Source organism: Aidingimonas halophila (assembly GCF_900106955.1).
In the GTDB taxonomy this organism is placed as follows: domain Bacteria; phylum Pseudomonadota; class Gammaproteobacteria; order Pseudomonadales; family Halomonadaceae; genus Aidingimonas; species Aidingimonas halophila.
Genome location: NZ_FNNI01000002.1, coordinates 482,152 through 506,523 on the forward strand (window position 1 = coordinate 482,152; position 24,372 = coordinate 506,523).

Sequence of the window (24,372 nt, forward strand, 5' to 3'; positions counted from 1 at the left end):
CCATACGCGTTCCCACGAGGATTCCTGGCCACCCATGAACCCTGATCTCGACGCCCTGCAGCCATACCCCTTCGAGAAGCTTGCCGCACTGAAAGCCGCTGTGACGCCTTGCCGGGAACTGGCGCATATCCCATTGACCATCGGTGAGCCACGGCATCCTCCATACGACAAGGCACTGGCAACCCTCGCGAGCCATTTGCATGAATTGGGAAGTTACCCTGCGACAGCCGGGTTGCCGGAATTACGCCAGACGATCGCCGACTGGGTGACGAAACGCTTTGGCCTGACAGGTATCGATCCTGAGACCCAGATACTGCCGGTCAACGGTACTCGTGAAGCGATCTTTGCTTTCGTCCAGGCGACTCTGGACCGCTCTCGCCCGGCCCATGTCGCCGTACCGAATCCGTTTTATCAGATTTACGAGGGGGCGACCCGACTTGCGGGAGGTATACCACTGTACCTCGATTGCCACGCCGAGAATGATTTTCGCCCCGACTTCCAAGCCATTTCGGCAGACACTTGGCGCAATACGCAGATCGTGTTCCTCTGCTCTCCAGGCAATCCGACCGGTGCCGTCACGCCCCTGAACGAATTCCGGCAACTGGTCGAACTCGCCGACGAATACGACTTCGTCATTGCATCCGACGAGTGCTATTCCGAGCTCTATCTTGATGAGAATGCGCCGCCCGCCGGCCTTCTGGAAGCCTGCAACGCGATGGGACGGCATGACTACCGGCGCTGCCTGGTATTCCACTCGCTATCCAAGCGCTCCAACCTCCCCGGCCTGCGTTCCGGCTTCGTGGCCGGGGATGAACGCTTGATTACGCCGTTCAAGCGCTATCGGACCTATCATGGCTGTGCCATGTCACTGCCATTGCAACGGGCATCGATCTCGGCTTGGCAGGACGAATCTCATGTCCGTGCCAACCGTGCGGCGTATCGGGAGAAGTTTGCCGCGGTCACCGAGATACTCTCGCCGGTCATGGCATTTCCCACCCCCAGGGCCAGTTTTTATCTCTGGCCCGCCGTACCGGATGGCCAGGATGAGACATTTGCCCAACGGCTCTACGCTGACATGCATGTCAGCGTGCTTCCGGGACGTTACATGGGCCGCCATCGTGCTGATGGCTACAACCCCGGGAACGGCCGGTTGCGACTCGCCCTGGTCGCCGACCTTGACACGACGGTCGAAGCCGCACAGCGAATACGCCACTTCATCGAAAGAGGACTCGCATGCTGACTCTGTATGTCATCAAGTCCTGCGATACTTGTCGCAGAGCCCGCAAGGCGCTTGACAGCCTCGGTCTCGAGTACCACCTCCATGACCTGAGAGGCGATGGGCTGACAGCATCGATGCTGGATACCTGGCTTAGCCATGTTCCCGCACTGGACATGCTCAACAAGCGCAGTACGACATGGCGATCTCTCGATGAGCACAGCAAAGCCTCGATTGACACGGATAGTGCCAGACAGCTCATGTTAGAGCACCCAACGCTGATCAAGCGCCCACTGCTGGATACCGGTGACACCATCATGATCGGTTATCGCGATGGTGATTATGACGAGTTGTCCGGCTAGCTTATACGACCCCGGTATGTTGAGACACAGCCCTATTACCTTATGGAGACAGGCCCATGTTGAGTTTTGCACTCGGAATCGGAAACCAGAATACACAAGGTGACTGGTTGGACATTTATTATCCGGCCCCCCTCTTCCAGCCCGATGACAGCTTGGTCAACGCCGCACGCAAGGCCCTCGATGCTCCGGATGGCAAGGCGGCGATCAGTTTTCTACCCGAACATTGCAGCGATTTGGCTGCAGCGCTGAAAGACGCCGGTCATGCAGAGCAGGCCGAACTGGCCGAATCCCTGGCAAACAGCACGCGCCCTCTCGTCGCCATGTTTCTGGACAGCGACGAGCCCCCGGAATCGGCTCCCGAAGTCTATCTCAAACTGCATCTGCTTTCGCATCGCCTGGTCAAACCCCATGACCTGGATCTGACAGGCATGTTCGGTTTGCTCCGCAATGTCGCCTGGACCAATGAGGGACCGATCGATGTCGAGGAACTGGCGGCGCGCCGGCTTCAGGCAAAGCTGGAAGGACGCAACTTGTCGGTGGACTGCATCGACAAGTTTCCCAAGATGGCCGATTACGTCGTGCCACAAGGCGTCCGTATCGGTGATACGGCGCGTGTACGCCTCGGCGCCTACCTTGGTGAAGGGACAACAGTCATGCATGAAGGCTTCGTCAACTTCAATGCCGGCACCGAGGGCCCCGGCATGGTCGAGGGTCGCATCTCCGCTGGTGTCATGATCGGCAAGGGGTCCGATCTGGGTGGCGGTTGCTCGACAATGGGAACGCTGTCCGGTGGAGGCAATATCGTCATTCGCGTTGGTGAAGGCTGCCTGATCGGCGCCAATGCCGGTATTGGCATACCGCTGGGGGACCGCTGCACCGTGGAGGCGGGCCTCTACATCACCGCTGGCGCCAAAGTCGCGGTTCTCGATGAACAAGGACAGGAAGTCAAGGTCGTCGCCGCCCGGGAACTGGCCGGTCAGAGCGACATGCTCCTGCGCCGCAACTCGACCAATGGTCGTATCGAGTGCCTGACCAACAAGAGCGCCATTGCCCTGAACGAAGCGCTGCACGCTCACAATTGATACCAGAGCGCCCGCCATGGCGGGCGCCGACTCTTTGACACCGACCTGCCGGAACCCATCATGCCCGACACCACTACACCCGACAGCGCCAGCCTGTCACCGACGCTGGCACTGGCCTGCGAACTCATGCGTCGCCCGTCGGTTACACCCGACGACGCCGGCTGTCAGGACGTCATCGCCATGCGTCTCGAACGACTGGGCTTTCACCTCGAGCGTTTGCCCTTCGGCGATGTAGAGAATCTATGGGCGGTTCGTGGGCATCACGGCCCGGTACTCGCTTTTGCCGGACACACCGATGTCGTGCCAAGCGGGCCGGAAGTGCGCTGGCAGCATCCACCGTTTTCACCGCATATCGACGCGGAAGGCATGTTGTGGGGGCGCGGCGCAGCCGACATGAAAGGAAGCCTGGCGGCGATGGTGACGGCCGTTGAACGCTTCGTTGCCACGCACCCGGAACATCCAGGCAAGATAGCCTTCCTGATCACCTCCGATGAGGAAGGCCCGGCCATCGATGGTACCCGGGCCGTGGTCGAGCATCTTCGTGAACAACACGATCGCCTCGATTACTGCATCGTCGGCGAACCTTCCTCGACAACCCGCATCGGTGACACCATCAAGAACGGGCGTCGTGGATCACTGGGAGGGGTACTGCACGTCAAGGGCACACAAGGCCATGTCGCCTACCCACATATGGCACGCAACCCGATCCATGAAGCCATGCCAGCCCTTGATGCCCTGGTCAGTGAGTGTTGGGATAGCGGCAATGACCACTTCCCCGCCACCAGTTTTCAGATCTCCAATATTCGTGCAGGGGGCGGAGCCACCAACGTCATTCCAGGAGAGCTGGATATCATATTCAACTTCCGCTACTCCACGGAAGTCACCCATGAACAATTGCAGGAGCGCACTGAGGCGATACTAACGTCTTATGGGCTCGACTACCGCCTGGAGTGGACGCTCAACGGCGAACCCTTCCTGACGGATCACGGCGAATTGATCGATGCCACCATCGCCTGTACAGAAGATGTCGTGGGTCGGCGCCCGCAACTTTCTACCGCCGGTGGAACATCCGATGGCCGCTTCATTGCCTCCCTGGGCAGTCAGGTCGTTGAACTCGGCCCACTCAATGCCACCATCCATCAGGTCGATGAGCGTGTCCGTGCGGATGACCTGGAGCGGTTGAGTGACATCTACGAAGCGATACTGTCACGCCTGCTCGTATAATTCGTCCGCGCACCGGAGACCCCCATGGAACGCTACCCGGACATTGAAATCTATCTGGCCGAGGCATCGCTCGACGTCCTTGATCAATGGCTCACCGAACGCCTGGAAGCGCCATCCTTATCCCGTGTCGGCAAGCGTAAATGGCGTACTGTCGGCTACTATGACGGTCAAACCGTTCCGATACTGCTGATCGAACAAGCCGCCGACGGTTTTACCAGCCTCTGGTTCGATAGCCACTCGACGCCATGGCCCCGGGATATCGATTGTGCACGAGAAATCGTTGAACGGTTCGGCTGTGAAGTTCGCTGCTCCCTGGGCAGTTGGCAGCCCGGCGATGATCCGGATCGTTTCCTCCAACTTCTCCCCAGCGGCGAAGAGCGGGAAATCGATTGGCCTGATTCAGGGCAATAACGTCACATGTCGTAAAACACCCCACCAGTCTTGCCGGCAGGGTGTTGATCGAGAGCAAACAGGGTGGGAACCGACGTCAGGTAATCACCGTGACGTCATCGGCTTGCAGGCCGCGCTCATTCTGCACGACGTGATAACGCACCTTCTGTCCCTCGGCGAGGGTCCGGTGACCACGACCGCGAATGGCGCGAAAGTGAACGAACACATCATCCCCGGAATCACGTGTGATGAAACCGTACCCTTTGTTGACATTGAACCATTTGACTTCACCGATCTCCCGATCATCATCCTCGACCTCGGCCAGCGTGGCGAGTTTTGGCGTCAGGATGTTGACGGCCAGGGTAGCGATCATCAGCAGTAGAAATACCGCCACGACGACCGCGAGATAAACGACGGCGACACCGCCGACCTCCAGACTACGGAACAATTCCTGCGACAACTCTCCACCCGTCAGGGAGATGAACAGCGCGATCAGCAGTGGAGCCGGTGCGGCGAGGAGAACACTGATAAGACTACAACGAAGTAACACCTTGCGATTCATGGACCTCGACTTCTCTTGTTGTGGCGATGAATGAAACGATCTCAACGGCGACCGCCAAGCTTCTGGCGGCCACTGATCCAGACAATGAAGGTGCCGCGATGAACGATGATACGCGACGAAACGATTCTAACACGCCAATAGCGGACTCGCTCGCCTCGCTAGAAACAAGACTCGAAGCCGTGGAAAGCCGGCTCGCTTACCAGGAACATTGGTTGGACGAACTCGACCGAGCGCTGGCTGGTCAGGAAAAGCGTCTGGCAGCATTGGAAACTCTCAGTGGGGCCATGCAGGAACGCTTACGCCAGCATCATCACGCACTTCAGAACGGCGATACGTCCGCTACCGAGCCCCGCCCTGAGGATGAAAGACCCCCACATTATTGAATGTGGGAGGGCCATACACACCAGCACCCTGTCATCGATCCACGTTCAGGTCGACGGCAGGTCTGGCCGCTTGACATTCGATAGCGCGCCGATGGCGTTACGTTTCGTCGAGATACCGCTCTGCATCCAGAGCTGCCATGCAACCACTGCCAGCCGAAGTGACGGCTTGGCGGTAAACATGGTCCATGACATCACCAGAGGCGAAGACTCCCGGCACGCTGGTCGCGGTGGCATTACCTTCCAGCCCCGACTTGACCTTGATATACCCTCCATTCATGTCCAGCTGGCCCTCGAAGATGCTGGTGTTTGGCGAGTGCCCAATGGCGATGAAGACCCCGGGTACCTTCAGTTCCTGAGTAGTGCCGTCGACCGTTGACTTGATGCGAACGCCGGTTACACCGCTATTGTCGCCCAGCACTTCATCAAGCACATGATTCCATTCAATGGCCATATTACCGTTCGCAACTTTATCGAACAGCTTATCCTGAAGGATCTTCTCGGCACGCAGCGAGTCACGGCGGTGCACGAGTGTCACTTTTGACGCGATATTCGACAGGTATAGTGCTTCTTCAACAGCCGTGTTGCCGCCACCGACGACGACCACTTCCTGGTTGCGATAGAAGAAGCCATCACAGGTCGCACAGGCCGATACACCTTGCCCCATGAATGCTTGCTCGGAAGGTAGGCCAAGGTAGCGAGCACTGGCTCCGGTCGCAATGATCAGTGCATCGCAGGTATAGGTGCCACTGTCCCCTTTCAATGTGAATGGCCGCTGTCGCAACTCGACTTCGTTGATGTGATCAAAGAGCACTTCGGTCTCGAACCGCTCAGCATGCTTGCGCATGCGCTCCATCAACTCGGGGCCCTGAACACCCACATCGTCACCCGGCCAGTTGTCGACATCGGTCGTGGTGGTCAGTTGACCACCGGCTTGCATACCGGTGATCAACAACGGCTTGAGGTTGGCACGAGCCGCATAGACAGCGGCGGTATAACCTGCCGGACCGGAGCCGAGGATGATCAAACGTTCGTGGCGTGCATCACTCATGGGGAAACCTCATAACAAAAACAAGCGGGTGACTCGACCGATAATAGACGACTCCCGCATTGTATCACCACTCGCGGCGAACGGGAGGCGAAACGAAAGAGGCGGCCCTCAGGGCCGCCTCATAACCGATCATGCTGGTTTACAGCGCCTCGGAGTGGGCCCCGAGGTACTTGGCAACCCCTTCGGCGGTATCCTTCATGCCTTCTTTGCCTTCATCCCAACCAGCCGGGCAGACTTCGCCATGCTTCTGGTGGTGCTTGAGGGCCTTGACCATGCGCAGCATCTCATCGACATTGCGGCCCAGCGGCAGATTGTTGACCGTCTGATGCTGGATCACGCCATTCTCGTCAATCAAGAAAGAGGCGCGCATGGCGACACCGGCTTCCGGATGCTCGATGCCATAGGCCTGAGTCACTTCATGCTTGACGTCCGCCACGATAGGGAAGCCGACTTCACCGATACCACCCTTCTCGGGGGAGGTCTTGCGCCATGCATGGTGAGTGAACTGCGAGTCGATGGAGGCACCGATCACCTCGACACCGAGCTCCTTGAATTGCTCCAGGCGATTGTCATGGGCAATGATCTCGGACGGGCAGACGAACGTGAAGTCCAACGGCCAGAAGAACAGGACACGCAGTTTTCCGTGGCTGTCTGACAGTTTGAAATTCTCCACGATCTCACCATTGCCCAGAACAGCCGGTGCTTCAAAATCAGGGGCTTGGCGTCCAACCAGTACACTCATGCAACGTCTCCTTTAATTATGGAAATCATCGATTCAAAACTCTGAATAGACTAAAGTCTAAACACCAGAAATAACAATTGGTCCAGGCAATGACCCGTATAGGCATTACCTATATCATCAATGCCCGACCCGATTTTCTGACATACCTGACATCATCCATGATATCCGATATTCAGAAGACATCGTCGTCGCGCCCGAGAACCACATTCTCCAAATCTCCATATTGCGTGACGACGACATGGACCTGTATCGGCGAACAGCAGCGCGGACAGTCTTCCCACGTCGCGTGACTTCCCTGGCTGGCATCGACCAGCAATTGGAAGTCCGTGTTGCAGTAGGGGCAGGTTACCGCCCACGTATTGAGCATCTCTTCGTGCACGACGATATCCCATTGACGCCTCGACTTCCGCTACCCCCCCACGTGGGGGCCACCGCCGATAATTTCAAGTTGTCCGGATACCCACCACGGAAAGTTCATTCACTGACATTGAGAGGAATACTTGCCCAGCATGCTAGGCTTGAAAACAGACGATAACATAACCATGTCACGATAAGTGGATGTCGCATGACATTTCGCTCTTCGATGAGGAGGAGACCATGAACACCCCTACCACGCCCGATATGCTATCGACACTCGATGTCGGTCGGCACACCTATCACTACTACAGCCTGCCAAAGGCAGCGCAGGCATTCGGAGATATCTCCAGACTCCCTGTCACTCTCAAGGTGCTACTCGAGAACCAGCTTCGCTTTGCCGACGATGCCAGTGTCTCCAATGACGACCTGCAGGCGTTGGTCGACTGGCAAAAGGAGGCGAAGTCCACGCGCGAGATCGGTTATCGCCCAGCCAGGGTATTGATGCAGGACTTCACTGGTGTGCCCGGCGTGGTGGACCTGGCATCCATGCGTGCGGCTGTCGCCAAGCTCGGGGAAGACCCGTCGCGTATCAATCCATTGTCACCAGTCGATCTGGTCATTGACCATTCGGTGATGGTCGACAAGTTCGGCAATCCCTCGGCGTTTCGCGACAACGTTGCCATCGAGATGGAACGTAACCGTGAGCGTTACGAGTTCCTGCGCTGGGGGCAGGATGCATTCGACAATTTCCGGGTTGTCCCTCCCGGTACCGGGATCTGTCACCAGGTCAACCTCGAGTATCTGGGCAAGACAGTGTGGACCAAGGAGGTCGACGGCAAGACCTTCGCCTTCCCTGACACCCTGGTCGGAACCGACTCCCACACCACCATGATCAATGGATTGGGCGTACTCGGTTGGGGCGTCGGTGGCATCGAAGCCGAAGCAGCCATGCTGGGCCAACCGGTCTCGATGCTGATTCCCGAAGTGGTCGGCTTCAAGCTGACCGGAAAACTGCGTGAAGGCATTACCGCCACCGACCTGGTGCTGACCGTAACGCAAATGCTGCGTGAACGCGGTGTCGTCGGCAAGTTCGTCGAGTTCTATGGCGATGGCCTTCAGGACCTGCCGGTTGCCGACCGCGCCACGATCGCCAACATGTCGCCGGAATACGGTGCCACCTGCGGTTTCTTCCCGGTCGATGACGAGACACTGAAGTACTTGCGCCTGACAGGGCGCGATGACGATCAGGTGGCACTGGTCGAGGCCTATTGCAAGGATCAGGGACTATGGCGTGAGCCGGGCGCCGAGCCGATTTTCAGCGACACACTTCAATTGGACATGGGAGATGTCGAAGCCAGCCTCGCCGGTCCCAAGCGGCCACAGGACCGCGTTGCCCTGTCCGACATGAAGCGCACCTTCGAAACCTTGTTGAACGGCGACAACAAGGACCTCTCGTCGACCGAGAAAGGCAAATGGTTATCGGAAGGAGGACAAACCGCCGTCGGTGTCGAAAAGAGTTATGAGGGCCTCGACTTTACAGGAACCGACAGCCAGGACGTCGACCTGAATGGGGAGGCGTTCAAACTCAACCATGGCGCTGTCGTCATTGCCGCCATCACGTCATGCACCAACACCTCCAACCCCAGTGTCATGATGGCGGCCGGTCTGCTCGCCCGGAATGCACGCAACAAAGGGCTCGGGACCAAGCCTTGGGTCAAGACCTCGCTGGCTCCCGGCTCCAAAGTGGTCACGGACTACCTGGCCGCTGGTGGCGTGCAGGATGATCTGGATGCCCTGGGCTTCAATCTGGTGGGCTACGGTTGCACGACCTGTATCGGCAATTCAGGCCCATTACTGGAACCCATCGAGAAAGCCATCGAGCAAGGTGACCTGACGGTGGCCTCGGTGTTATCCGGCAACCGTAACTTCGAAGGCCGCGTCCACCCCTTGACCAAGACCAACTGGCTGGCTTCACCGCCCCTGGTGGTTGCCTACGCCCTGGCCGGCAACGTCCGTCTCGACCTCACCCAGGAGCCTTTGGGCATCGGCTCCGACGGCAAGCCGGTCTACCTTCAGGATATCTGGCCATCACAGGCGGAAATCGCTGAGGCCGTCGAAAAGGTCAATACCAACATGTTCCGCAAGGAATACGCCGAAGTCTTCGACGGCGATGACGTCTGGCAATCCATCGACGTACCACAAAGTGAAGTCTACCAATGGTCTGATCAGTCCACCTACATTCAGCACCCCCCTTTCTTCGAGGGTATGGGTAGGACTCCCGCACCGGTGGAGGATGTACATGGTGCCCGCATATTGGCCATGTTCGGGGATTCAGTGACAACCGACCACATCTCTCCGGCTGGCGCCATCAAACCCGACAGCCCGGCAGGACGCTACTTGCAGGAACGCGGCGTCAAACCGGTGGATTTCAATTCCTACGGCTCACGGCGCGGCAACCATGAAGTCATGATGCGCGGCACCTTCGCCAACGTCCGTATCAAGAACGAGATGCTGGATGGCGTCGAGGGTGGCTTTACGCGTCATGTACCGAGCGGCGAACAGATGGCCATCTACGATGCCGCCATGAAGTACCAGGAGGAAAATACACCGTTGGTCATCATTGCCGGGAAGGAGTACGGTACCGGCTCCTCACGTGACTGGGCCGCCAAGGGGACCCGACTGCTTGGTGTGCGAGCGGTACTGGCCGAATCCTACGAGCGCATTCATCGTTCCAACCTGATCGGGATGGGTGTGGTACCGCTGCAGTTTCCCAATGGAGAGAACCGTGAAACGCTGGGCATCACCGGTGACGAGACGATATCTATCGACGGACTGACCGCGTTGACACCTGGCGGCCGGGTCAACGTCACTATCGCCAGCGACAAGGGCGAGAAGAAAATCGAGGCCTTGTGCCGCATCGACACTGCCAATGAGTTGGAGTACTACCGTCATGGCGGCATCCTCCATTATGTCCTGCGCAAGATGATCGGCTCAGCCTAATCCGCTGTTTCAAAAGCCAAACCAACACAACGCCCCATCGGGTTGACCCGATGGGGCGTTGTTCGGCAAAGCACCGCATTGCCCTCCCGAGAAGAGGCGCGGATCATCTGTAATGCATGTTTCCTCTCATGCTAGAAAGCGCGACGACGATACTCACGATAGCGCGGGAACCAGAAGTTGCGTTCGATGGATTCCCGAAGCGTCTGATCCTCACTTCGCAACGCCACCCCGTCTTCCTGCGCCTGTTTGGCGACATCAAAGGCAATGGATTTGCTGATGTCACGAATATCGGACAATGCCGGCAGGAGAGCCCCTTCACCGTGCTGAACCATGGGAGCTGACTTGGCCAAGGCATTGGACGCCGCCATCAACATCCTATCAGTCACACGCGAGGCACGTGTCGCTACGACCCCCAGACCGATCCCCGGGAAAATATACGCGTTGTTGCACTGAGCGATCGGATAGGTTTCGCCCCTCAGTTCCACGGGTTTGAAGGGGCTGCCCGTTGCCACCAGTGCCTGGCCTTCGGTCCATGCCAGTATCTCATCCGGCGTTGCTTCGACGCGTGAGGTCGGGTTTGAGAGCGGCATGACTACCGGATGCTGGCAAGCGGTGTGCATGGTTTCTATCACATCCTGTGTGAACAGACCGCGCTGTCCGGATACCCCCACCAATACGGTCGGTTGCACCTGCGTCACGACATCGAGCAGACCACGGTCGCCGTTTCCATCCAGGACGTTGGAATCATGTGCCAACCTGGCCTGAAAGTCATAGAGCCCATCCATGTCGGTGGTCAGCAGGCCATGCCGATCAACCATGAAAATACGCGCCCGGGCTTGTGCTTCACTCAGTCCCTCTTCCTGCATTGCCACGACGATCTGTTCGGCGATCCCGCAACCGGCGGAGCCGGCTCCGACGAAGACGATGCGCTGGTCGCTGACCTTTTCTCGCTTGGCCTTGCATGCCGCCAAGAGGGTCCCTACACACACAGCCGCGGTCCCCTGAATGTCATCGTTGAAGCAGCAAAGATCATCGCGGTAGCGCTCCAGAAGCGGCATGGCATTGGTCTGGGCGAAATCCTCGAATTGCAGCAACACATTCGGCCAGCGGCGCTTCACTGCCGCGATGAACTCCGCCATGAAGGCGTCGTACTCTTCCTGGGAGACACGCTCATGCCGCCACCCCATGTACATCGGATCATCCAGCAACGCTTGGTTGTTGGTGCCGACATCGAGCATGATCGGCAGAGTATAGGCTGGGCTGATTCCTCCACAGGCGGTGTAGAGCGACAGTTTGCCAATGGGAATGCCCATCCCGCCGATACCTTGGTCGCCCAACCCCAGGATGCGCTCACCGTCGGTGACTACGATGACCTTGACGTTATCCTTGGTCGCGCTGCGCAGGATCTCATCCATGTGGTCACGATCGGGGTAGGAAATGAAAAGCCCCCGATGATTACGGTAGATATTGGAGAATTCCTCACACGCCTCCCCGACCGTCGGGGTGTAGATGATCGGCAGCATCTCCTCGAGATGCGACTCCAGTAGCCGGAAGAACAGTGTCTCGTTGTCATCCTGGATCGCACGCAGATAGATATGACGATCGAGGTCGCTCTGACATTGACGATATTGCCTATAGGCGCGCTCGGCCTGTTCTTCGATGGTTTCGACATTTTGCGGCAGCAACCCGATCAGGTTGAATGCCATGCGTTCCTGTAGAGTAAAGGCACTTCCCTTGTTGAGCAGCGGCATTTCCAGTAATGATGGGCCGGCATAGGGAATATACAGCGGTCGCTTGGCAGACTCTTTCATGACACATCTCATGCTGTGGGTGGTTCCGAACGCCTGAAGCGCTCGATGGCATATCCATGATGGCTCAGTTTATCATGGAGGAGACTGCCTCGGCTCCCATCGCGGATATCAAGCGCCTCTGCTGCAGGCGACCTTATCCATCACGCCAATATCGTCCGGGGGATACCATGCGCGTCTTCTATCACGGGGATCAGGCACGACATCACCCACAACTCTACTTCTCTCGCGGTCAGCTACGCGCCCCCCAGGAGGTTCCTGCCCGGCTCGCCCCGTTGCTGGCGGCGCTGGAAACGCTGGGCCTGACGCCGGAAACGCCTGCGGATCAAGGGCCGGGGCCGCTCGCTCGAGTCCACACACTACCCTATCTGCAATTCCTGGAGAGCGCACATCGACGTTGGCCGGAGGATTGGGGTGACGAGGTCATCTCCAATGTCTTCGTGCGCGAACCCAATGCATTGCGGGGCATATTGGCCGAGGCCGGCCGCTATATCGCCGATGGCAGCGCACCTATCGGGGAAGCCACCTGGCATGCTGCCTACGCTTCGGCGCAGAGCGCCATTGCCGGCGCTGATGCCCTGTCCCAGCAGGAGCGACTTGCTTACGCGCTCTGCCGCCCTCCCGGTCATCATGCCCGTGCCGATGCGGCCGGCGGCTTCTGCTATCTGAACAATGCCGCCATTGCCGCTCAGCGACTTACCGCCTCGGGGGCGCGTGTCGCTATTCTCGATACCGATATGCACCATGGCCAAGGCATTCAAGACATCTTCTACTCGCGTGATGATGTCCTCTATGTCTCCATCCATGGAGATACCACCGACTTCTATCCCGCTGTGTGCGGTTTCGAGGACGAACGGGGGGAAGGCAGTGGCCATGGTTACAACATCAATCTACCCATGCCTCATGGCGCTTCCGAAACCCACTTCTTCGAGCGGCTGGATACGGCAGAGCGAGCCATCCAACTCTTTGCCCCCGATATCCTGATCCTGACACTCGGCTTCGACATCTACCATGCCGATCCGCAGTCCAGGGTGGGGGTGACAACAGAAGGTTTCGAACGTCTCGGCCATCGTATCGCAGCAACCCATTTGCCAACCCTGGTCGTGCAAGAAGGGGGATACGACATCGCCTCGTTGGAAACTAACGCGCATGCCTTTTTCTCGTCTTTGTTGTCGGCATGAACGACGATCTCCCCGGGCCGACCATTCGGCGCCGGGGCGATCTTCACGAATACTGACGCTGTCACGGCAGAACGTCAGCAGCTCCTGGCTGCCGGCCTGGCATCACCTGAAAAGAACAACGGCCGCAGTTTGACTCCCAGCATATTGCCGGCAAAGGCTGCAACCAGCCAAACCCAACCATGCAGACTGCCGGAAGCGATACCGCTGAAATAGGCACCGATATTGCAGCCGAAAGCCAAGCGTGCACCGTACCCCAACAAGAGACCACCAATGATAGCCGCCGTCACCGAACGCAGTGGGATACGGAAATTGGGGGCGAACTTGCCTGCCAGAGATGCCGCCACCAACGCCCCTAGAATGATGCCAACGTTCATGACCGTGGTGATATCACTCCACACACTGGCATCCAGAGCCGCTGCATTACCGGCCGATTGCCAATAACCCCATTGGCTGACATCACCGCCCAGCCACTCAAAACCTTTGGCCCCCCAGAGGGCAAAGGCCGACGTAATCCCCCATGGACGGCCAGCCAGGGCCAGTGTCGCAAAGTTGAGCAATGCCAATGCCACCGCGCCGACCAGTATCGGCCAAGGCCCAGTCAACCAGCGCCGCTGAGGCGACTCGACCTGCGGAGCCGCTTCCATTCGTCCATGACGCCGCTTTTCCAGGATAACGGTCAATGCCGCAATAGCGGCGAACAAGGCCAGGCTGACGGCGATGCCGCCTCCGGCCCCAAACTCGCTGACCAGAGACGTGGGCTGGAAGGCCGGTAAACTCGTCCACCAAGAAAAATGCGCCGTACCGATCAAGGAACCGATGATAAAGAACACCAGTGTAATCAGCATACGCGCATTGCCACCTCCGACAGTGAACAGGGTACCCGAGGCACAGCCACCGCCCAGTTGCATGCCCAGCCCAAAAAGAAAGGCACCAACGACGACCGATATACCGATCGGAGCCACGAACCCGCTCACCTCCTGACCAAATAGCGTGCCCGCGCCCAGCGCCGGGAAAAACAGCAGGACACTGATCGCCAGCATGACCATCTGGGCACGCAGACCACGCCCCCGACGCTCAGTGATGAACACGCGCCAGGCAGCGGTAAATCCGAAAGCCGCATGATAGAGCGCCATCCCCAGAGCCCCGCCGACCAACATCAAGGCACCGAGCCGGACCCCAAACGCGCTACCGATCACGATAACGCCGACCAGCAGAAGTGCACCTGCCACCCAGGTCGTCGGGGCCGGACGCCGTGGGGTCAATGCCAATTCACTCATTTCACCTCCTGAGGCACACCCAAACCGTTTGCCTGTTAATAATGCAATAGCTTAGTGTTTCACTCAGGAAAAGTGAAATTCATAAAAACGATGGCACTAATTCCTTATTTGCATATCAGATATCAAGAACCCGCCTTGCGGTCGGCTCCTCAATAAACGTTGTACCTATACGAAGCGTCCCAACCCCGCTGCCTCACGCAATCGGTCCATCACCGGAGCCGCTTCGGCACGGGCACGATCCGCCCCCTTCTTCAGGACGGACTCGATATGCCCGGGGTCTTCCATGAGCGCCTGATAACGTTCACGCGGTTCGCGAAGATGAGCATTGAGATACTCGAAGACCCGGTTCTTGGCTTCCCCCCAGCCGATACCGTCTTCGTACTCTTGGCGCATGACCTCGGTCTCTTCTGCTGAGGCGAAGGCGGCGTAGATCTGGAACAGCGTGCAACTATCGGGATCTTTCGGCTCGCCGGGCTCCAGCGAATTGGTCTTGATCTTGCGCACCAGCTTGAGCAGTTTTTTCTCGGATACGAACAGCGGGATCGTATTGTTGTAGCTCTTGGACATCTTGCGACCATCGAGCCCGTTCAATACCTCGACCTTCTCATCCACCACTGCTTCCGGCAACGTGAAGTGCTCACCGTGATAGAGGTGGTTGAATCGTCCGGCGATATCACGCGCCATTTCGATATGCTGGATCTGGTCTCGCCCTACGGGAACCCGATTGGCGTTGAACATTAGGATATCGGCGGCCATCAGCACCGGATAGCTGAAAAGCCCCATCGTAATGCCCCGGTCAGGGTCCTGATTGCCGGCCTCCTCGTTTTCCGCCACGGCGGCCTTGTAGGCATGCGCACGATTCATCAACCCCTTGGCACACACACAGGAGAGTAGCCAGGTCAATTCAGGGATTTCCGGAATGTCCGACTGGCGATAGAAGATGGCGTTGTCAGTATCCAGGCCTAGCGCCAGCCAGGTCGCGGCGATCTCCAGACGCGACTGTTGCACGCGACGAGGATCCTGGCACTTGATCAAGGCGTGCAGGTCGGCAAGGAAATAGAAGGACTGAACGCTCTCATCCTGGCTGGCCTCGATCGCGGGCTTGATGGCCCCGACATAGTTTCCGAGATGCGGCGTTCCGGTGGTGGTGATACCGGTGAGAACACGTGTCTTTGTCATGGAGATGCACTAGCCCGATCTGATGTTGCGATCCCGCCAGTTTACCGTGCTGTCCCGCTCAAGGCGAACGGGACAGCCACGACATCGGTATCGGCTATTGTCTGTTCAAGCCACCACCCTGGCCGGATCGACACTCTCCAGTCCGAATGCCTCGGCAACAGCACGGTAGGTGATCCTGCCGCCTTGCACGTTCAGCCCCGACAGGAAATGCGGATCCTCCGCAAGCGCACTTTTCCACCCTTTATCCGCCAGAGCCATCACGAAAGGCATGGTGGCATTGGTCAATGCCTGCGTCGAGGTTCTCGCCACCGCACCAGGCATGTTCGCCACACAGTAGTGAACCACCCCATCGACGACATAGGCCGGCTCGGCGTGAGTCGTCGGTTTGCTGGTCTCGAAACAACCGCCCTGATCGATGGCGACATCGACCAGTACGCTTCCCGGCGTCATGTCGGCCAGCATGGCTCGCGTGATCAGTTTGGGCGCCGCCGCACCGGGTACCAATACGGCACCAATGATGAGGTCGGACTCGCGGACCGCTTCATCCAGAGTGTCGGCAGTGGAAAAGACCGTTTTCATGCGCCCCTGATAGCGATCGTCCAGGGTGTCCAGGCGTGGCAGCGACTTATCGAGTACAGTCACGTCGGCTCCCAGTCCCAGCGCCATCCGGGCCGCGTTCTCGCCGACGACGCCTCCGCCGATCACTGTCACCCTGGCAGGCGCCACCCCCGGGACACCGGGCAGCAATACACCGCTACCGCCCTGGGCCTTTTCCAGGCTATGCGCGCCGGCCTGTACCGCCATGCGTCCAGCAACCGCACTCATGGGAGACAATAGAGGCAATCCCCCTTCCGGCGCCGTGATCGTTTCATAAGCAATGCAGGTCGCCCCGGTCGCCATCAGGCCTCGCGTCAACTCCTCTTCTGCGGCCAGGTGCAGATAGGTGAACAGTGTCTGATCGGCCCGCAACCGCTCCACTTCCTCGGGCTGAGGCTCCTTGACCTTGACGATCAACTCGGCACCATCCCACAGACTGGCGACATCGGATTCGATGAGAGCACCGGCCGTTTGATACTGGGTGTCAGGGAACCCGGCGCCTTCACCCGCCCCGGTTTGGATAGTGACCTGATGGCCCCGCCCTACCAACTCGCGCACGCCAGTGGGGGTGAGTGCCACCCGATATTCATGATTCTTGATTTCCTTCGGAACGGCAATCTTCATAGCTCCTCCTGACAACACGGTATGACGGCGATGAGGGAATGACTATTCCATTACAGCACAGGAGAGCAAAAAGGATAAATTTGTCAGAAAAATCAATTTGATATATCAAAAACCGCGGGCTTGACGAGAAAATGTTTCACCAGGAAGGCAGCAAACGTGATATTTTGCTGACCACACACGCCAGCGTAACGGAGATATCAATCGCTCCGGAGCGTTCCGCAACGCCAACATCTGGTGAACACGCCCTCCAGCGATTCACCACAATGTTCACAGGTCCAGGTCGTGGCGGTGACATGACGTTCGTTGAGCGTCTCTTGTATCAACTCAGCAGCACGTTCGGCATTATGGGAAGCAACCCGGACTTCCGGTTCGCACTCACCGAGCGGTAGCTCACCGGCACCTCCACCAAGCGTCATGTTACCGAGTTCGGCAGGAATACCGGTAGCGTTCAGCAAGTTGCAAACATGGCTGACCAGCAGTGTATTCGAATGGGCGAAAACGCGTATTCGATCCGCCATGACCACATCCCTAATCCCGGAATACACGGACGCCAAGGGCTTTCAAGTAAGCCGTTTCGGGAATGGCCGGGTGAACCGGATGATCCGGCCCCTGGTGCCCTTGAAAGATCAATTGACCATGCCGATCCTGATGCCGTACCGCACCGCGCACGCATTCGATCAATCGTTCGGGGGACAGATGCATGGAGCACGATGCGGACACCAGCAATCCATCGCGACCCAGCAAGCGCATGGCTTCCCGGTTGAGGCGCGAGTATGCCCGCTCTCCATTGGGAATGTCCTTGCGCTTCTTGATGAATGCCGGCGGATCGAGCACGACGACATCAAACTGTTCGCCCTCGGCCTTGAGGGCCGCCAATGCCTCGAAGGCATCCCCCTCGGCAATGGTTACCCGCTCCTGCTGGCCGTTCAGCGCCGCGTTTTCCGCCACCATGTCGAGGGCGCCGGTGGAACTGTCGATACAGACGACCTCACTGGCGCCATGTGCCGCAGCCTGGACCCCCCAACCTCCGGTATAGCTGAAGACATCCAACACTCGCTTGCCGACCACCAACTCATTGAGCCAGGCGCGGTTGGCACGATGGTCAAAAAACCAACCAGTTTTCTGCCCCTCCAGCACGGGTGCCACGAAACGCACCCCATTTTCCTCGAGAAGCACTTGGTCGGGTAGCTCCCCCTTGGCCACGGATACCTGATGGCCGAGTTGCTCCTGGCGACGTCCAGAGGTGTCGTTCTTGAAAACAATGGCCCGAGGCGACAATACCTTGTCGAGTGCCGCGATCACTTCTTCACCAAGCCGTTCCATGCCCAGCGTATTCAGCTGCACGACCAGAATGTCGTCGAAACGATCGATGACCAATCCGGGCAGCAGATCGCCTTCACCGTGCACCAATCGATAGAAAGGTCGCGCGAAGAGCCGCTCCCGCAATCCGAGCGCCTGCTTGAAACGATGCACCAGCAGTGACCGATCGAGACGAACATTGGGGTCACGGGACACGATACGGGCGCAGATCAGGGAGTGCGGATTGACATAAGCGACGCCCATGGCCTTGCCATTAGCGGCCTCTATCACAGCCTGGGCACCCGGCTCGAACTCCTTGAGAGGTGTGACCTGGGTATCCACTTCGTTGGAGTACAGCCACAGGTGGCCCGATTTGAGACGGCGATCGGCATTTTTCTTCAGGCGCAGACGTTGAGTCACGACACACTCCAGCCTTGTCAACAAAACCAATTCAGGTACCGACCGCGCGTTTCCGGTCGGAGCTCATGTCTGGCAACGCGTACAAAAGACACTGGCGCGCTGCCCCACGGTTGTCAGTCGCAATTCGGCGCCACACCGGCGACACGGCTGGCCATCGCGACCGTAGACATTCAGCCGTTGGGCGAAGTAGCCCGGTTCACCGACACCACTGACGAAATCCCGTAACGTCGTACCGCCCTGGTCTATCGCAGCCGCGAGAACATCACGGACGGCAGCCGCCAGGCGGTCATAACGTGTCCTGCTGATGCGTCCAGCCGCCCGGCGCGGGTCGATGCCCGCGAGGAATAGCGCCTCGGCCGCATAGATATTCCCGACACCCACCACGACAGCATTATCCATCAGGAAGGATTTCACGGCCAGACGACGTCCTCGTGACAAGCGATACAAATGCTCGCCATCGAAAGCCGATGACAGCGGTTCCGGTCCCAGTTTCACCAGACGCTTGTCCGTGTCTTCCGAGCTCGACAGCCAGTCGACAAAACCGAAGCGACGGGGGTCGTGATATCGCAACACATGCCGATCCTCGATCACGATATCGATGTGGTCATGCTTGCGCGGGATGTCACCCACGCGCGCAATGCGCAGGCTACCCGACATTCCCAGATGCCAGAGCAGGGAACGGGAGACGCCACCCGACGATATCAAGGGAATCAGCAAATACTTGGCTCGCCGCCTCAAGTTACCAATGTGCGCGCCCACCAGGTCATCCGCCAGCGTCCCAGGCACAGGTATACGCAAACGGGGCTCACGCACGATGACCTCGACGATCTCACGCCCCTCCAGATGAGGAGCAATTCCTCGACGCGTCGTTTCGACCTCGGGCAATTCGGGCATGGCGTCACCAGTCATGATGGGCAGAGACGCAGGAACCCGGCATATGCCGGGTTCCTGAATGCAGACTGCCGCCTGCGGTGGAAGCAATCAAGTACGCCGTGTTACTTGATCTTGGCTTCCTTGTACATCACATGTTTACGGATGACCGGATCGAACTTCTTCATTTCGAGCTTATCCGGAGTGTTCCGCTTGTTCTTGTCGGTGGTATAGAAGTGACCTGTTCCGGCACTGGATACCATCCTGATCTTGTCACGCATGGCTCATTTCTCCCAAAACCTGTATCCGCCTGCAGAAGCCGATTCGCCACTATCAGGCATATCAGCGTCGGAGCGGTGCGTTATACCGCCTCACCACGCTTACGAATATCGCTCAGCACCTCTTCGATGCCTTTCTTGTCAATGATACGCATCCCCTTGGAAGAGACACGCAGCTTGACGAAGCGCTTCTCGGACTCCACCCAAAAACGATGGGTATGCAGATTCGGCAAGAAGCGACGACGCGTCTTGCGATGGGAGTGAGAGACGTTATTACCAGTCACCGGGCGCTTGCCGGTAACTTGACATACTTTGGACATGGGGCCTCCAACCGCTGGCGAGTTGTCAAAAACCTATCGGGCAACGGGTAGGGCGAACGGCAGCTCGTTGCCTTATGCCCCGTCATCGAACCCAAGGGAATTCAAAGGCTGCACTTTATACCAAAAAGCGCCTGCCTCGGCAAGGCCTGTCCCTCAGTTCTCTCCGTAAACCGGCATTATAGCCAACCACGCTCGGCAAACGACACCACTTCGCCATCGCCAACCACGAAGTGATCCAGAACACGAATATCGAATAACTCCAGAGCGTCCTTCAGACGTGTCGTAATACGCCGATCGGCGTCACTCGGTTCGGCCACCCCGGATGGGTGATTGTGTGCGAAGATAATGGCACCAGCGCCCAGGTCCAGCGCCCGTCGTGCGACTTCGCGCGGATATACCGACGCACTGTCGAGGGTGCCGCGAAACAATGACTCGAAACGAATCACCCGGTGCTGTGTATCAAGAAACAGCGCAGCGAACTCTTCATGAGCCAGGTGTCGCAACTGTGCGGCAAGATAGGCACGCACCAGCGACGGTGACGTCAGCGCCCCTCCGCGCTCGATCTGGCTGGCCAGATGACGCCGCGACAACTCCATGACGGCCTGCAGTTGGACATATTTCGCCTCACCCAGGCCGTATTCGGCACAAAAGTGCTGGTAATCGGCTTCCAGTAACTGTCGTAGCCCGCCAAAACGACCCAGCAGGTCGCGGGCCAGGTCGACTGCAGAGCGCCCCCTGACACCAACTCGCAGAAATATCGCCAGCAACTCCGCATCGGACAGCCCGGCCGCTCCGAGGCTCAATAATTTTTCACGCGGCCGCTCTCCTTCCGGCCAGTGTCGGATAGACATCGACGCCTCCCTGCGTCTCTTCGTTAGCCAGCGCGAGAGTGTACCCTCGGCCTGAGCCTCATGCTACGCAAATCATGGAGCGGATGATAAAGTAACCCATGGACGCCGAAGGGGGATCATTCATGTCAACGTTGGTCGGCAAGCGCATCCTGCTCGGTATCAGCGGCGGGATTGCCGCCTACAAGAGTGCGCAACTGGCAAGACTTCTGACTCAGGCTGGTGCCGAAGTTCGTGTGGTCATGACGGAAGGCGCCCAGGCCTTCATCACGCCGCTGACTCTACAGGCATTGACAGGTCATGCCGTTCGTACCTCGCTACTCGATACCGAAGCCGAAGCGGGCATGGGCCATATCGAGCTGGCCCGCTGGGCCGACAGGATAGTGATTGCGCCTGCGTCTGCCAATCTGATGGCCCGACTGGCCCATGGAATCGCCGACGACCTTCTGACGACGCTGTGTCTGGCCACCAGCGCCGAATGTCTGCTGGCACCAGCCATGAACCAGGCCATGTGGCGACATCCCGCCACACAACGCAACGCGAACCGGCTCGAAGCCGATGGCTGGCAACTACTGGGGCCGGATGCCGGAGACCAGGCATGTGGCGACATCGGGCCAGGGCGAATGCTCGAGCCAGACACCATCGTGGCACTGATGACCACGAGAAACGAGTCAACGGCCACCTCTGCCTCACTGTCAGGACGTGTCGTCACCATCACTGCCGGCCCCACGCGCGAGCCCCTCGATCCGGTACGATATCTCTCCAATCACAGCTCGGGTAAAATGGGTTTTGCTCTTGCCGCTGCGGCCGCCCGCCATGGCGCCGAGGTCCACCTGATCAGTGGCCCGGTCACGTTGCCGACGCCTGTCGGCGTGACTCGACACGACATCACGACCGCCCAGGAAATGTCCGATACGGCACGGCAGTTGGCCAAGGAGAGCGATGTCTTCATCGGCTGTGCGGCCGTGGCCGACTACCGTGCTGCCAATGTCGCCACGCACAAGATCAAGAAGCAGGCCAATCGGGACGGCATGACCCTGTCGCTGGTCAAGAATCCGGATATCATTGCCGATGTCGGCGGCATGACCGAACATCGTCCCTTTGTCGTCGGATTCGCCGCAGAAACCCGGAATCTCGAACACCATGCCCGGGATAAACTGGAGCGCAAGGGGCTCGACATGATCGTCGCCAACGACGTATCACTGGAAGGACTGGGATTCGGCGCCGACCAAAATGCCGCGTTGATACTGTGGCGCCCCGACGCGACGACTCCACTTCAACGACGCGAGCTCCCTGCACGGGACAAGGCAGCCCTGGCCGAAACCATCATCGGCCTCATCATCGAACGACTCATGACATCCAACGATTCAAAGCAGACTCCATGACCCAGATTGCCCAACGACCACGCCTGGACATCAAGATCCTCGACGATCGCGTCCGCGACTATCCGCTTCCTCACTATTCCACCAACGGCAGTGCCGGCATGGACCTTCGCGCCCTGCTCGATGAACCGCTCGCACTCGCTCCCGGTGACTGTGAACTGGTACGCACTGGCCTGGCCGTACATATCGGTGATCCCAATCTTGCCGGCATGATCCTGCCGCGCTCCGGGCTGGGGCATAAACAGGGCATCGTACTCGGCAACCTGGTCGGGCTGATCGACTCCGATTATCAGGGCGAGTTGATGATCTCGATCTGGAACCGTGGCCAGGAGCACATAGTACTCGAACCATTCGAGCGAGTGGCGCAGTACGTGCTTGTGCCTGTCGTACAGGCCGAGCTCAACCTCGTGGACAGCTTCGATGACAGCCTCCGAGGCGACAACGGCTTTGGCAGTTCGGGCCGCCACTGACGCACCTATCACGACGGACCACTCAATAAAGGACGAGTATCATGACTTCGGTTCCCGCTTCCATTTTTCGCGCTTATGACATCCGTGGAATCGTCGACGACACCCTGACCGAGGACAATGTCGAATGCATCGGCCGTGCCATCGGTAGTGAAGCCGCAGCGCGTGGCGAGTCCACTGTCATTGTCGGGCGCGATGGGCGTCTGTCGGGCCCCCGCCTGCAAGCTGCAATGATGCGGGGCCTGACCCAGGCCGGACGTAAAGTGCTCGATATCGGCATGGTCCCTACGCCAGTGCTCTATTTCGCTACGCATGTCCAGGCAGAGAGCACTTCCGGCGTCATGGTGACCGGTAGTCACAACCCACCGGACTACAACGGTTTCAAGATCGTGCTGGCTGGCGAAACCCTCTATGGCGATGCCATCACCGACCTCCACCGTCGCCTCCAGGAGGACGACCTGATCCAAGGTCAAGGGCAGATCGAGGAAACCGATGTCCGTAAGGCGTATCTCGAACGTATCGTCGACGACATCAAGCTGGAGCGCCCCGTCAAGGCGGTGGTCGACTGCGGCAATGGCGTTGCCGGCGAACTCGGCCCCCAACTGATCGAACGACTGGGCGCCGAGACGATCCCGCTGTTCGCCGACATCGACGGTACCTTTCCCAATCATCACCCCGATCCCGGCAAGCCGGAAAACCTCGCAGACCTGATTCGCACTGTTCAGCAGTGCGGGGCCGACATCGGGCTGGCCTTCGATGGCGATGGCGATCGTCTGGGTGTCGTCACACCGGCAGGCAAGCTGATCTATCCCGACCATCTGTTGATGGCGTTCGCTGAGGATATGCTATCCCGCACTCCGGGCGCCAGGGTCATCTTCGACGTCAAGTGCACCGGCAATCTCGCTCAGGTCATCGAGAACGCTGGTGGAACACCGGAAATGTGGCGTACCGGACATTCGCTGATCAAGGCACGCATGAAGGAGACCGGCGCCCAGCTCGCTGGGGAAATGAGCGGCCACATCTTCATCAAGGAGCGCTGGTACGGCTTTGACGATGGCCTCTATGCCGCCGCGCGGCTGCTGGAAATCCTGTCGCGTCGCTCCGAAGACGCTGATACCTTCTTTGCGCGTTATCCACAGGACCTGGGCACGCCGGAAATCAATATCCCCGTCACCGACGACGCCAAATTCAGCCTGGTCGAACGACTGGCACGTGACGGCGACTTCGGCAGCGACGGCATCAAGACGACGCTGGACGGTATCCGCGTGGACTACCCCGATGGCTGGGGGCTGTGCCGTGCCTCCAACACGACGCCGGTCCTGGTGTTGCGCTTCGAAGGCGAGAACGACGCTGCTCTGGAACGTATTCAAGCACGCTTCGGGGAAGCTCTCAGGCAGATCGCTCCCGACATCACACTCCCATTTTAAATCATCCCCGGGCCACGCAGAGGACGAGT

The 24,372-nt window shown here is 58.6% G+C and carries 25 protein-coding genes; 11 read left to right on the plus strand and 14 right to left on the minus strand.

Features of this window, described 5'->3' with window-relative positions; all coding sequences use genetic code 11:
• Nucleotides 1-34 precede the first annotated feature (34 nt).
• Genes dapC through BLW01_RS05590 form a run of 5 tightly spaced genes read left to right on the plus strand, consistent with a single transcriptional unit; the run spans nucleotide 35 to nucleotide 4,295 of the window.
• Nucleotides 35-1,240 carry a succinyldiaminopimelate transaminase gene (gene dapC, locus BLW01_RS05570; protein ID WP_092568490.1) on the plus strand — a complete coding sequence of 402 codons (1,206 nt, stop codon included), beginning with the start codon at nucleotides 35-37 and terminating at the stop codon, nucleotides 1,238-1,240.
• Entirely contained in the window at nucleotides 1,234-1,578 is a 345-nt protein-coding gene (locus BLW01_RS05575) for a Spx/MgsR family RNA polymerase-binding regulatory protein (protein WP_092568491.1), read from the plus strand. Before dapC ends, BLW01_RS05575 begins: the two co-directional genes overlap by 7 nt.
• Before the next feature lie 56 nt (nucleotides 1,579-1,634).
• A complete protein-coding gene (dapD, locus tag BLW01_RS05580) occupies nucleotides 1,635-2,660 on the plus strand; it encodes a 2,3,4,5-tetrahydropyridine-2,6-dicarboxylate N-succinyltransferase (protein WP_092568492.1) in 1,026 nt (341 codons plus the stop codon).
• A gap of 60 nt (nucleotides 2,661-2,720) precedes the next feature.
• The gene (gene dapE, locus BLW01_RS05585) at nucleotides 2,721-3,884 is read left to right on the plus strand and encodes a succinyl-diaminopimelate desuccinylase (RefSeq protein ID WP_092568493.1); all 1,164 of its coding nucleotides are present in this window, start codon (nucleotides 2,721-2,723) and stop codon (nucleotides 3,882-3,884) included.
• A gap of 24 nt (nucleotides 3,885-3,908) precedes the next feature.
• Nucleotides 3,909-4,295 carry a hypothetical protein gene (locus BLW01_RS05590; RefSeq protein ID WP_092568494.1) on the plus strand — a complete coding sequence of 129 codons (387 nt, stop codon included), beginning with the start codon at nucleotides 3,909-3,911 and terminating at the stop codon, nucleotides 4,293-4,295.
• 76 nt (nucleotides 4,296-4,371) lie between these two features.
• Here BLW01_RS05590 and BLW01_RS18860 read toward each other — a convergent pair whose 3' ends face one another.
• Nucleotides 4,372-4,836 carry a cold-shock protein gene (locus tag BLW01_RS18860; protein ID WP_092568495.1) on the minus strand — a complete coding sequence of 155 codons (465 nt, stop codon included), beginning with the start codon at nucleotides 4,834-4,836 and terminating at the stop codon, nucleotides 4,372-4,374.
• A 98-nt stretch (nucleotides 4,837-4,934) separates the two neighbouring features.
• On the opposite strand from BLW01_RS18860, the gene BLW01_RS05600 reads away from it, so the two are divergent.
• A complete protein-coding gene (locus tag BLW01_RS05600) occupies nucleotides 4,935-5,219 on the plus strand; it encodes a SlyX family protein (protein WP_092568594.1) in 285 nt (94 codons plus the stop codon).
• Between the two features lie 97 nt (nucleotides 5,220-5,316).
• On the opposite strand, the gene trxB is transcribed toward BLW01_RS05600, so the two are convergent.
• From trxB to BLW01_RS05615, 3 genes are all read right to left on the minus strand, one after another.
• Nucleotides 5,317-6,267, minus strand: coding sequence for a thioredoxin-disulfide reductase (trxB, locus tag BLW01_RS05605; RefSeq protein WP_092568496.1), 951 nt, complete (start codon nucleotides 6,265-6,267; stop codon nucleotides 5,317-5,319).
• 139 nt (nucleotides 6,268-6,406) lie between these two features.
• Nucleotides 6,407-7,009, minus strand: coding sequence for a peroxiredoxin (locus BLW01_RS05610; protein ID WP_092568497.1), 603 nt, complete (start codon nucleotides 7,007-7,009; stop codon nucleotides 6,407-6,409).
• A gap of 172 nt (nucleotides 7,010-7,181) precedes the next feature.
• A complete protein-coding gene (locus BLW01_RS05615) occupies nucleotides 7,182-7,388 on the minus strand; it encodes a zinc ribbon domain-containing protein (protein ID WP_092568498.1) in 207 nt (68 codons plus the stop codon).
• A gap of 218 nt (nucleotides 7,389-7,606) precedes the next feature.
• Here BLW01_RS05615 and acnA point away from each other — a divergent pair, with 218 nt between their 5' ends.
• On the plus strand, nucleotides 7,607-10,366 hold the full coding sequence (gene acnA, locus BLW01_RS05620; RefSeq protein ID WP_092568595.1) for an aconitate hydratase AcnA: 2,760 nt from the start codon (nucleotides 7,607-7,609) through the stop codon (nucleotides 10,364-10,366).
• 131 nt (nucleotides 10,367-10,497) lie between these two features.
• Here the strand turns inward: acnA and BLW01_RS05625 are convergent, their stop codons facing one another.
• Nucleotides 10,498-12,177 (minus strand): NAD-dependent malic enzyme, encoded by a 1,680-nt coding sequence (locus tag BLW01_RS05625; protein ID WP_092568499.1) that lies wholly within the window; start codon nucleotides 12,175-12,177, stop codon nucleotides 10,498-10,500.
• 56 nt (nucleotides 12,178-12,233) lie between these two features.
• On the opposite strand from BLW01_RS05625, the gene BLW01_RS05630 reads away from it, so the two are divergent.
• Complete coding sequence (locus BLW01_RS05630; protein WP_342341868.1) at nucleotides 12,234-13,355, plus strand: histone deacetylase family protein; 1,122 nt, start codon at nucleotides 12,234-12,236, stop codon at nucleotides 13,353-13,355.
• 74 nt (nucleotides 13,356-13,429) lie between these two features.
• Here the strand turns inward: BLW01_RS05630 and BLW01_RS05635 are convergent, their stop codons facing one another.
• The 9 genes from BLW01_RS05635 to radC form a co-directional block, all read right to left on the minus strand.
• Nucleotides 13,430-14,632: a YeeE/YedE family protein gene (locus BLW01_RS05635; protein ID WP_092568500.1), complete on the minus strand. Its 1,203-nt coding sequence runs from the start codon at nucleotides 14,630-14,632 to the stop codon at nucleotides 13,430-13,432.
• A gap of 165 nt (nucleotides 14,633-14,797) precedes the next feature.
• On the minus strand, nucleotides 14,798-15,811 hold the full coding sequence (locus tag BLW01_RS05640) for a tryptophan--tRNA ligase (protein ID WP_175529778.1): 1,014 nt from the start codon (nucleotides 15,809-15,811) through the stop codon (nucleotides 14,798-14,800).
• 105 nt (nucleotides 15,812-15,916) lie between these two features.
• Nucleotides 15,917-17,032 (minus strand): alanine dehydrogenase, encoded by a 1,116-nt coding sequence (gene ald / locus BLW01_RS05645; RefSeq protein ID WP_092568502.1) that lies wholly within the window; start codon nucleotides 17,030-17,032, stop codon nucleotides 15,917-15,919.
• Between the two features lie 197 nt (nucleotides 17,033-17,229).
• Nucleotides 17,230-17,550, minus strand: a complete 321-nt coding sequence (locus BLW01_RS05650; RefSeq protein WP_092568503.1) for a putative signal transducing protein — start codon at nucleotides 17,548-17,550, stop codon at nucleotides 17,230-17,232.
• 10 nt (nucleotides 17,551-17,560) lie between these two features.
• On the minus strand, nucleotides 17,561-18,751 hold the full coding sequence (locus BLW01_RS05655; protein WP_092568504.1) for a class I SAM-dependent rRNA methyltransferase: 1,191 nt from the start codon (nucleotides 18,749-18,751) through the stop codon (nucleotides 17,561-17,563).
• A gap of 63 nt (nucleotides 18,752-18,814) precedes the next feature.
• A complete protein-coding gene (gene mutM, locus BLW01_RS05660) occupies nucleotides 18,815-19,645 on the minus strand; it encodes a bifunctional DNA-formamidopyrimidine glycosylase/DNA-(apurinic or apyrimidinic site) lyase (RefSeq protein WP_092568505.1) in 831 nt (276 codons plus the stop codon).
• A gap of 101 nt (nucleotides 19,646-19,746) precedes the next feature.
• Nucleotides 19,747-19,902, minus strand: coding sequence for a 50S ribosomal protein L33 (gene rpmG, locus BLW01_RS05665; RefSeq protein ID WP_092568506.1), 156 nt, complete (start codon nucleotides 19,900-19,902; stop codon nucleotides 19,747-19,749).
• A gap of 80 nt (nucleotides 19,903-19,982) precedes the next feature.
• On the minus strand, nucleotides 19,983-20,219 hold the full coding sequence (gene rpmB / locus BLW01_RS05670) for a 50S ribosomal protein L28 (RefSeq protein ID WP_092568507.1): 237 nt from the start codon (nucleotides 20,217-20,219) through the stop codon (nucleotides 19,983-19,985).
• Nucleotides 20,220-20,395: 176 nt separating this feature from the next.
• Nucleotides 20,396-21,070, minus strand: coding sequence for a RadC family protein (radC, locus tag BLW01_RS05675; RefSeq protein WP_092568508.1), 675 nt, complete (start codon nucleotides 21,068-21,070; stop codon nucleotides 20,396-20,398).
• Between the two features lie 122 nt (nucleotides 21,071-21,192).
• Between radC and coaBC the strand changes: the two genes are divergently transcribed.
• The 3 genes from coaBC to BLW01_RS05690 are packed head-to-tail and all read left to right on the plus strand — an operon-like array spanning nucleotide 21,193 to nucleotide 24,343.
• Nucleotides 21,193-22,452, plus strand: a complete 1,260-nt coding sequence (gene coaBC, locus BLW01_RS05680) for a bifunctional phosphopantothenoylcysteine decarboxylase/phosphopantothenate--cysteine ligase CoaBC (protein ID WP_092568597.1) — start codon at nucleotides 21,193-21,195, stop codon at nucleotides 22,450-22,452.
• A complete protein-coding gene (gene dut / locus BLW01_RS05685; RefSeq protein ID WP_092568509.1) occupies nucleotides 22,449-22,919 on the plus strand; it encodes a dUTP diphosphatase in 471 nt (156 codons plus the stop codon). The genes coaBC and dut overlap by 4 nt, the downstream gene beginning before the upstream one ends.
• Nucleotides 22,920-22,960: 41 nt before the next feature.
• The gene (locus BLW01_RS05690; RefSeq protein WP_092568510.1) at nucleotides 22,961-24,343 is read left to right on the plus strand and encodes a phosphomannomutase/phosphoglucomutase; all 1,383 of its coding nucleotides are present in this window, start codon (nucleotides 22,961-22,963) and stop codon (nucleotides 24,341-24,343) included.
• The last annotated feature ends 29 nt before the right edge of the window (nucleotides 24,344-24,372 follow it).

Bases quoted from the DNA above. Each gene is read 5' to 3' on its own strand.
- dapC (WP_092568490.1), top strand. From the start codon at position 35: ATGAACCCTGATCTCGACGCCCTGCAGCCATACCCCTTCGAGAAGCTT.
- BLW01_RS05575 (WP_092568491.1), top strand. From the start codon at position 1,234: ATGCTGACTCTGTATGTCATCAAGTCCTGCGATACTTGTCGCAGAGCC.
- dapD (WP_092568492.1), top strand. From the start codon at position 1,635: ATGTTGAGTTTTGCACTCGGAATCGGAAACCAGAATACACAAGGTGAC.
- dapE (WP_092568493.1), top strand. From the start codon at position 2,721: ATGCCCGACACCACTACACCCGACAGCGCCAGCCTGTCACCGACGCTG.
- BLW01_RS05590 (WP_092568494.1), top strand. From the start codon at position 3,909: ATGGAACGCTACCCGGACATTGAAATCTATCTGGCCGAGGCATCGCTC.
- BLW01_RS18860 (WP_092568495.1), bottom strand. From the start codon at position 4,836: ATGAATCGCAAGGTGTTACTTCGTTGTAGTCTTATCAGTGTTCTCCTC.
- BLW01_RS05600 (WP_092568594.1), top strand. From the start codon at position 4,935: ATGAACGATGATACGCGACGAAACGATTCTAACACGCCAATAGCGGAC.
- trxB (WP_092568496.1), bottom strand. From the start codon at position 6,267: ATGAGTGATGCACGCCACGAACGTTTGATCATCCTCGGCTCCGGTCCG.
- BLW01_RS05610 (WP_092568497.1), bottom strand. From the start codon at position 7,009: ATGAGTGTACTGGTTGGACGCCAAGCCCCTGATTTTGAAGCACCGGCT.
- acnA (WP_092568595.1), top strand. From the start codon at position 7,607: ATGAACACCCCTACCACGCCCGATATGCTATCGACACTCGATGTCGGT.
- BLW01_RS05625 (WP_092568499.1), bottom strand. From the start codon at position 12,177: ATGAAAGAGTCTGCCAAGCGACCGCTGTATATTCCCTATGCCGGCCCA.
- BLW01_RS05630 (WP_342341868.1), top strand. From the start codon at position 12,234: ATGATGGCTCAGTTTATCATGGAGGAGACTGCCTCGGCTCCCATCGCG.
- BLW01_RS05635 (WP_092568500.1), bottom strand. From the start codon at position 14,632: ATGAGTGAATTGGCATTGACCCCACGGCGTCCGGCCCCGACGACCTGG.
- BLW01_RS05640 (WP_175529778.1), bottom strand. From the start codon at position 15,811: ATGACAAAGACACGTGTTCTCACCGGTATCACCACCACCGGAACGCCG.
- ald (WP_092568502.1), bottom strand. From the start codon at position 17,032: ATGAAGATTGCCGTTCCGAAGGAAATCAAGAATCATGAATATCGGGTG.
- BLW01_RS05650 (WP_092568503.1), bottom strand. From the start codon at position 17,550: ATGGCGGATCGAATACGCGTTTTCGCCCATTCGAATACACTGCTGGTC.
- mutM (WP_092568505.1), bottom strand. From the start codon at position 19,645: ATGCCCGAATTGCCCGAGGTCGAAACGACGCGTCGAGGAATTGCTCCT.
- rpmG (WP_092568506.1), bottom strand. From the start codon at position 19,902: ATGCGTGACAAGATCAGGATGGTATCCAGTGCCGGAACAGGTCACTTC.
- rpmB (WP_092568507.1), bottom strand. From the start codon at position 20,219: ATGTCCAAAGTATGTCAAGTTACCGGCAAGCGCCCGGTGACTGGTAAT.
- radC (WP_092568508.1), bottom strand. From the start codon at position 21,070: ATGTCTATCCGACACTGGCCGGAAGGAGAGCGGCCGCGTGAAAAATTA.
- coaBC (WP_092568597.1), top strand. From the start codon at position 21,193: ATGTCAACGTTGGTCGGCAAGCGCATCCTGCTCGGTATCAGCGGCGGG.
- dut (WP_092568509.1), top strand. From the start codon at position 22,449: ATGACCCAGATTGCCCAACGACCACGCCTGGACATCAAGATCCTCGAC.
- BLW01_RS05690 (WP_092568510.1), top strand. From the start codon at position 22,961: ATGACTTCGGTTCCCGCTTCCATTTTTCGCGCTTATGACATCCGTGGA.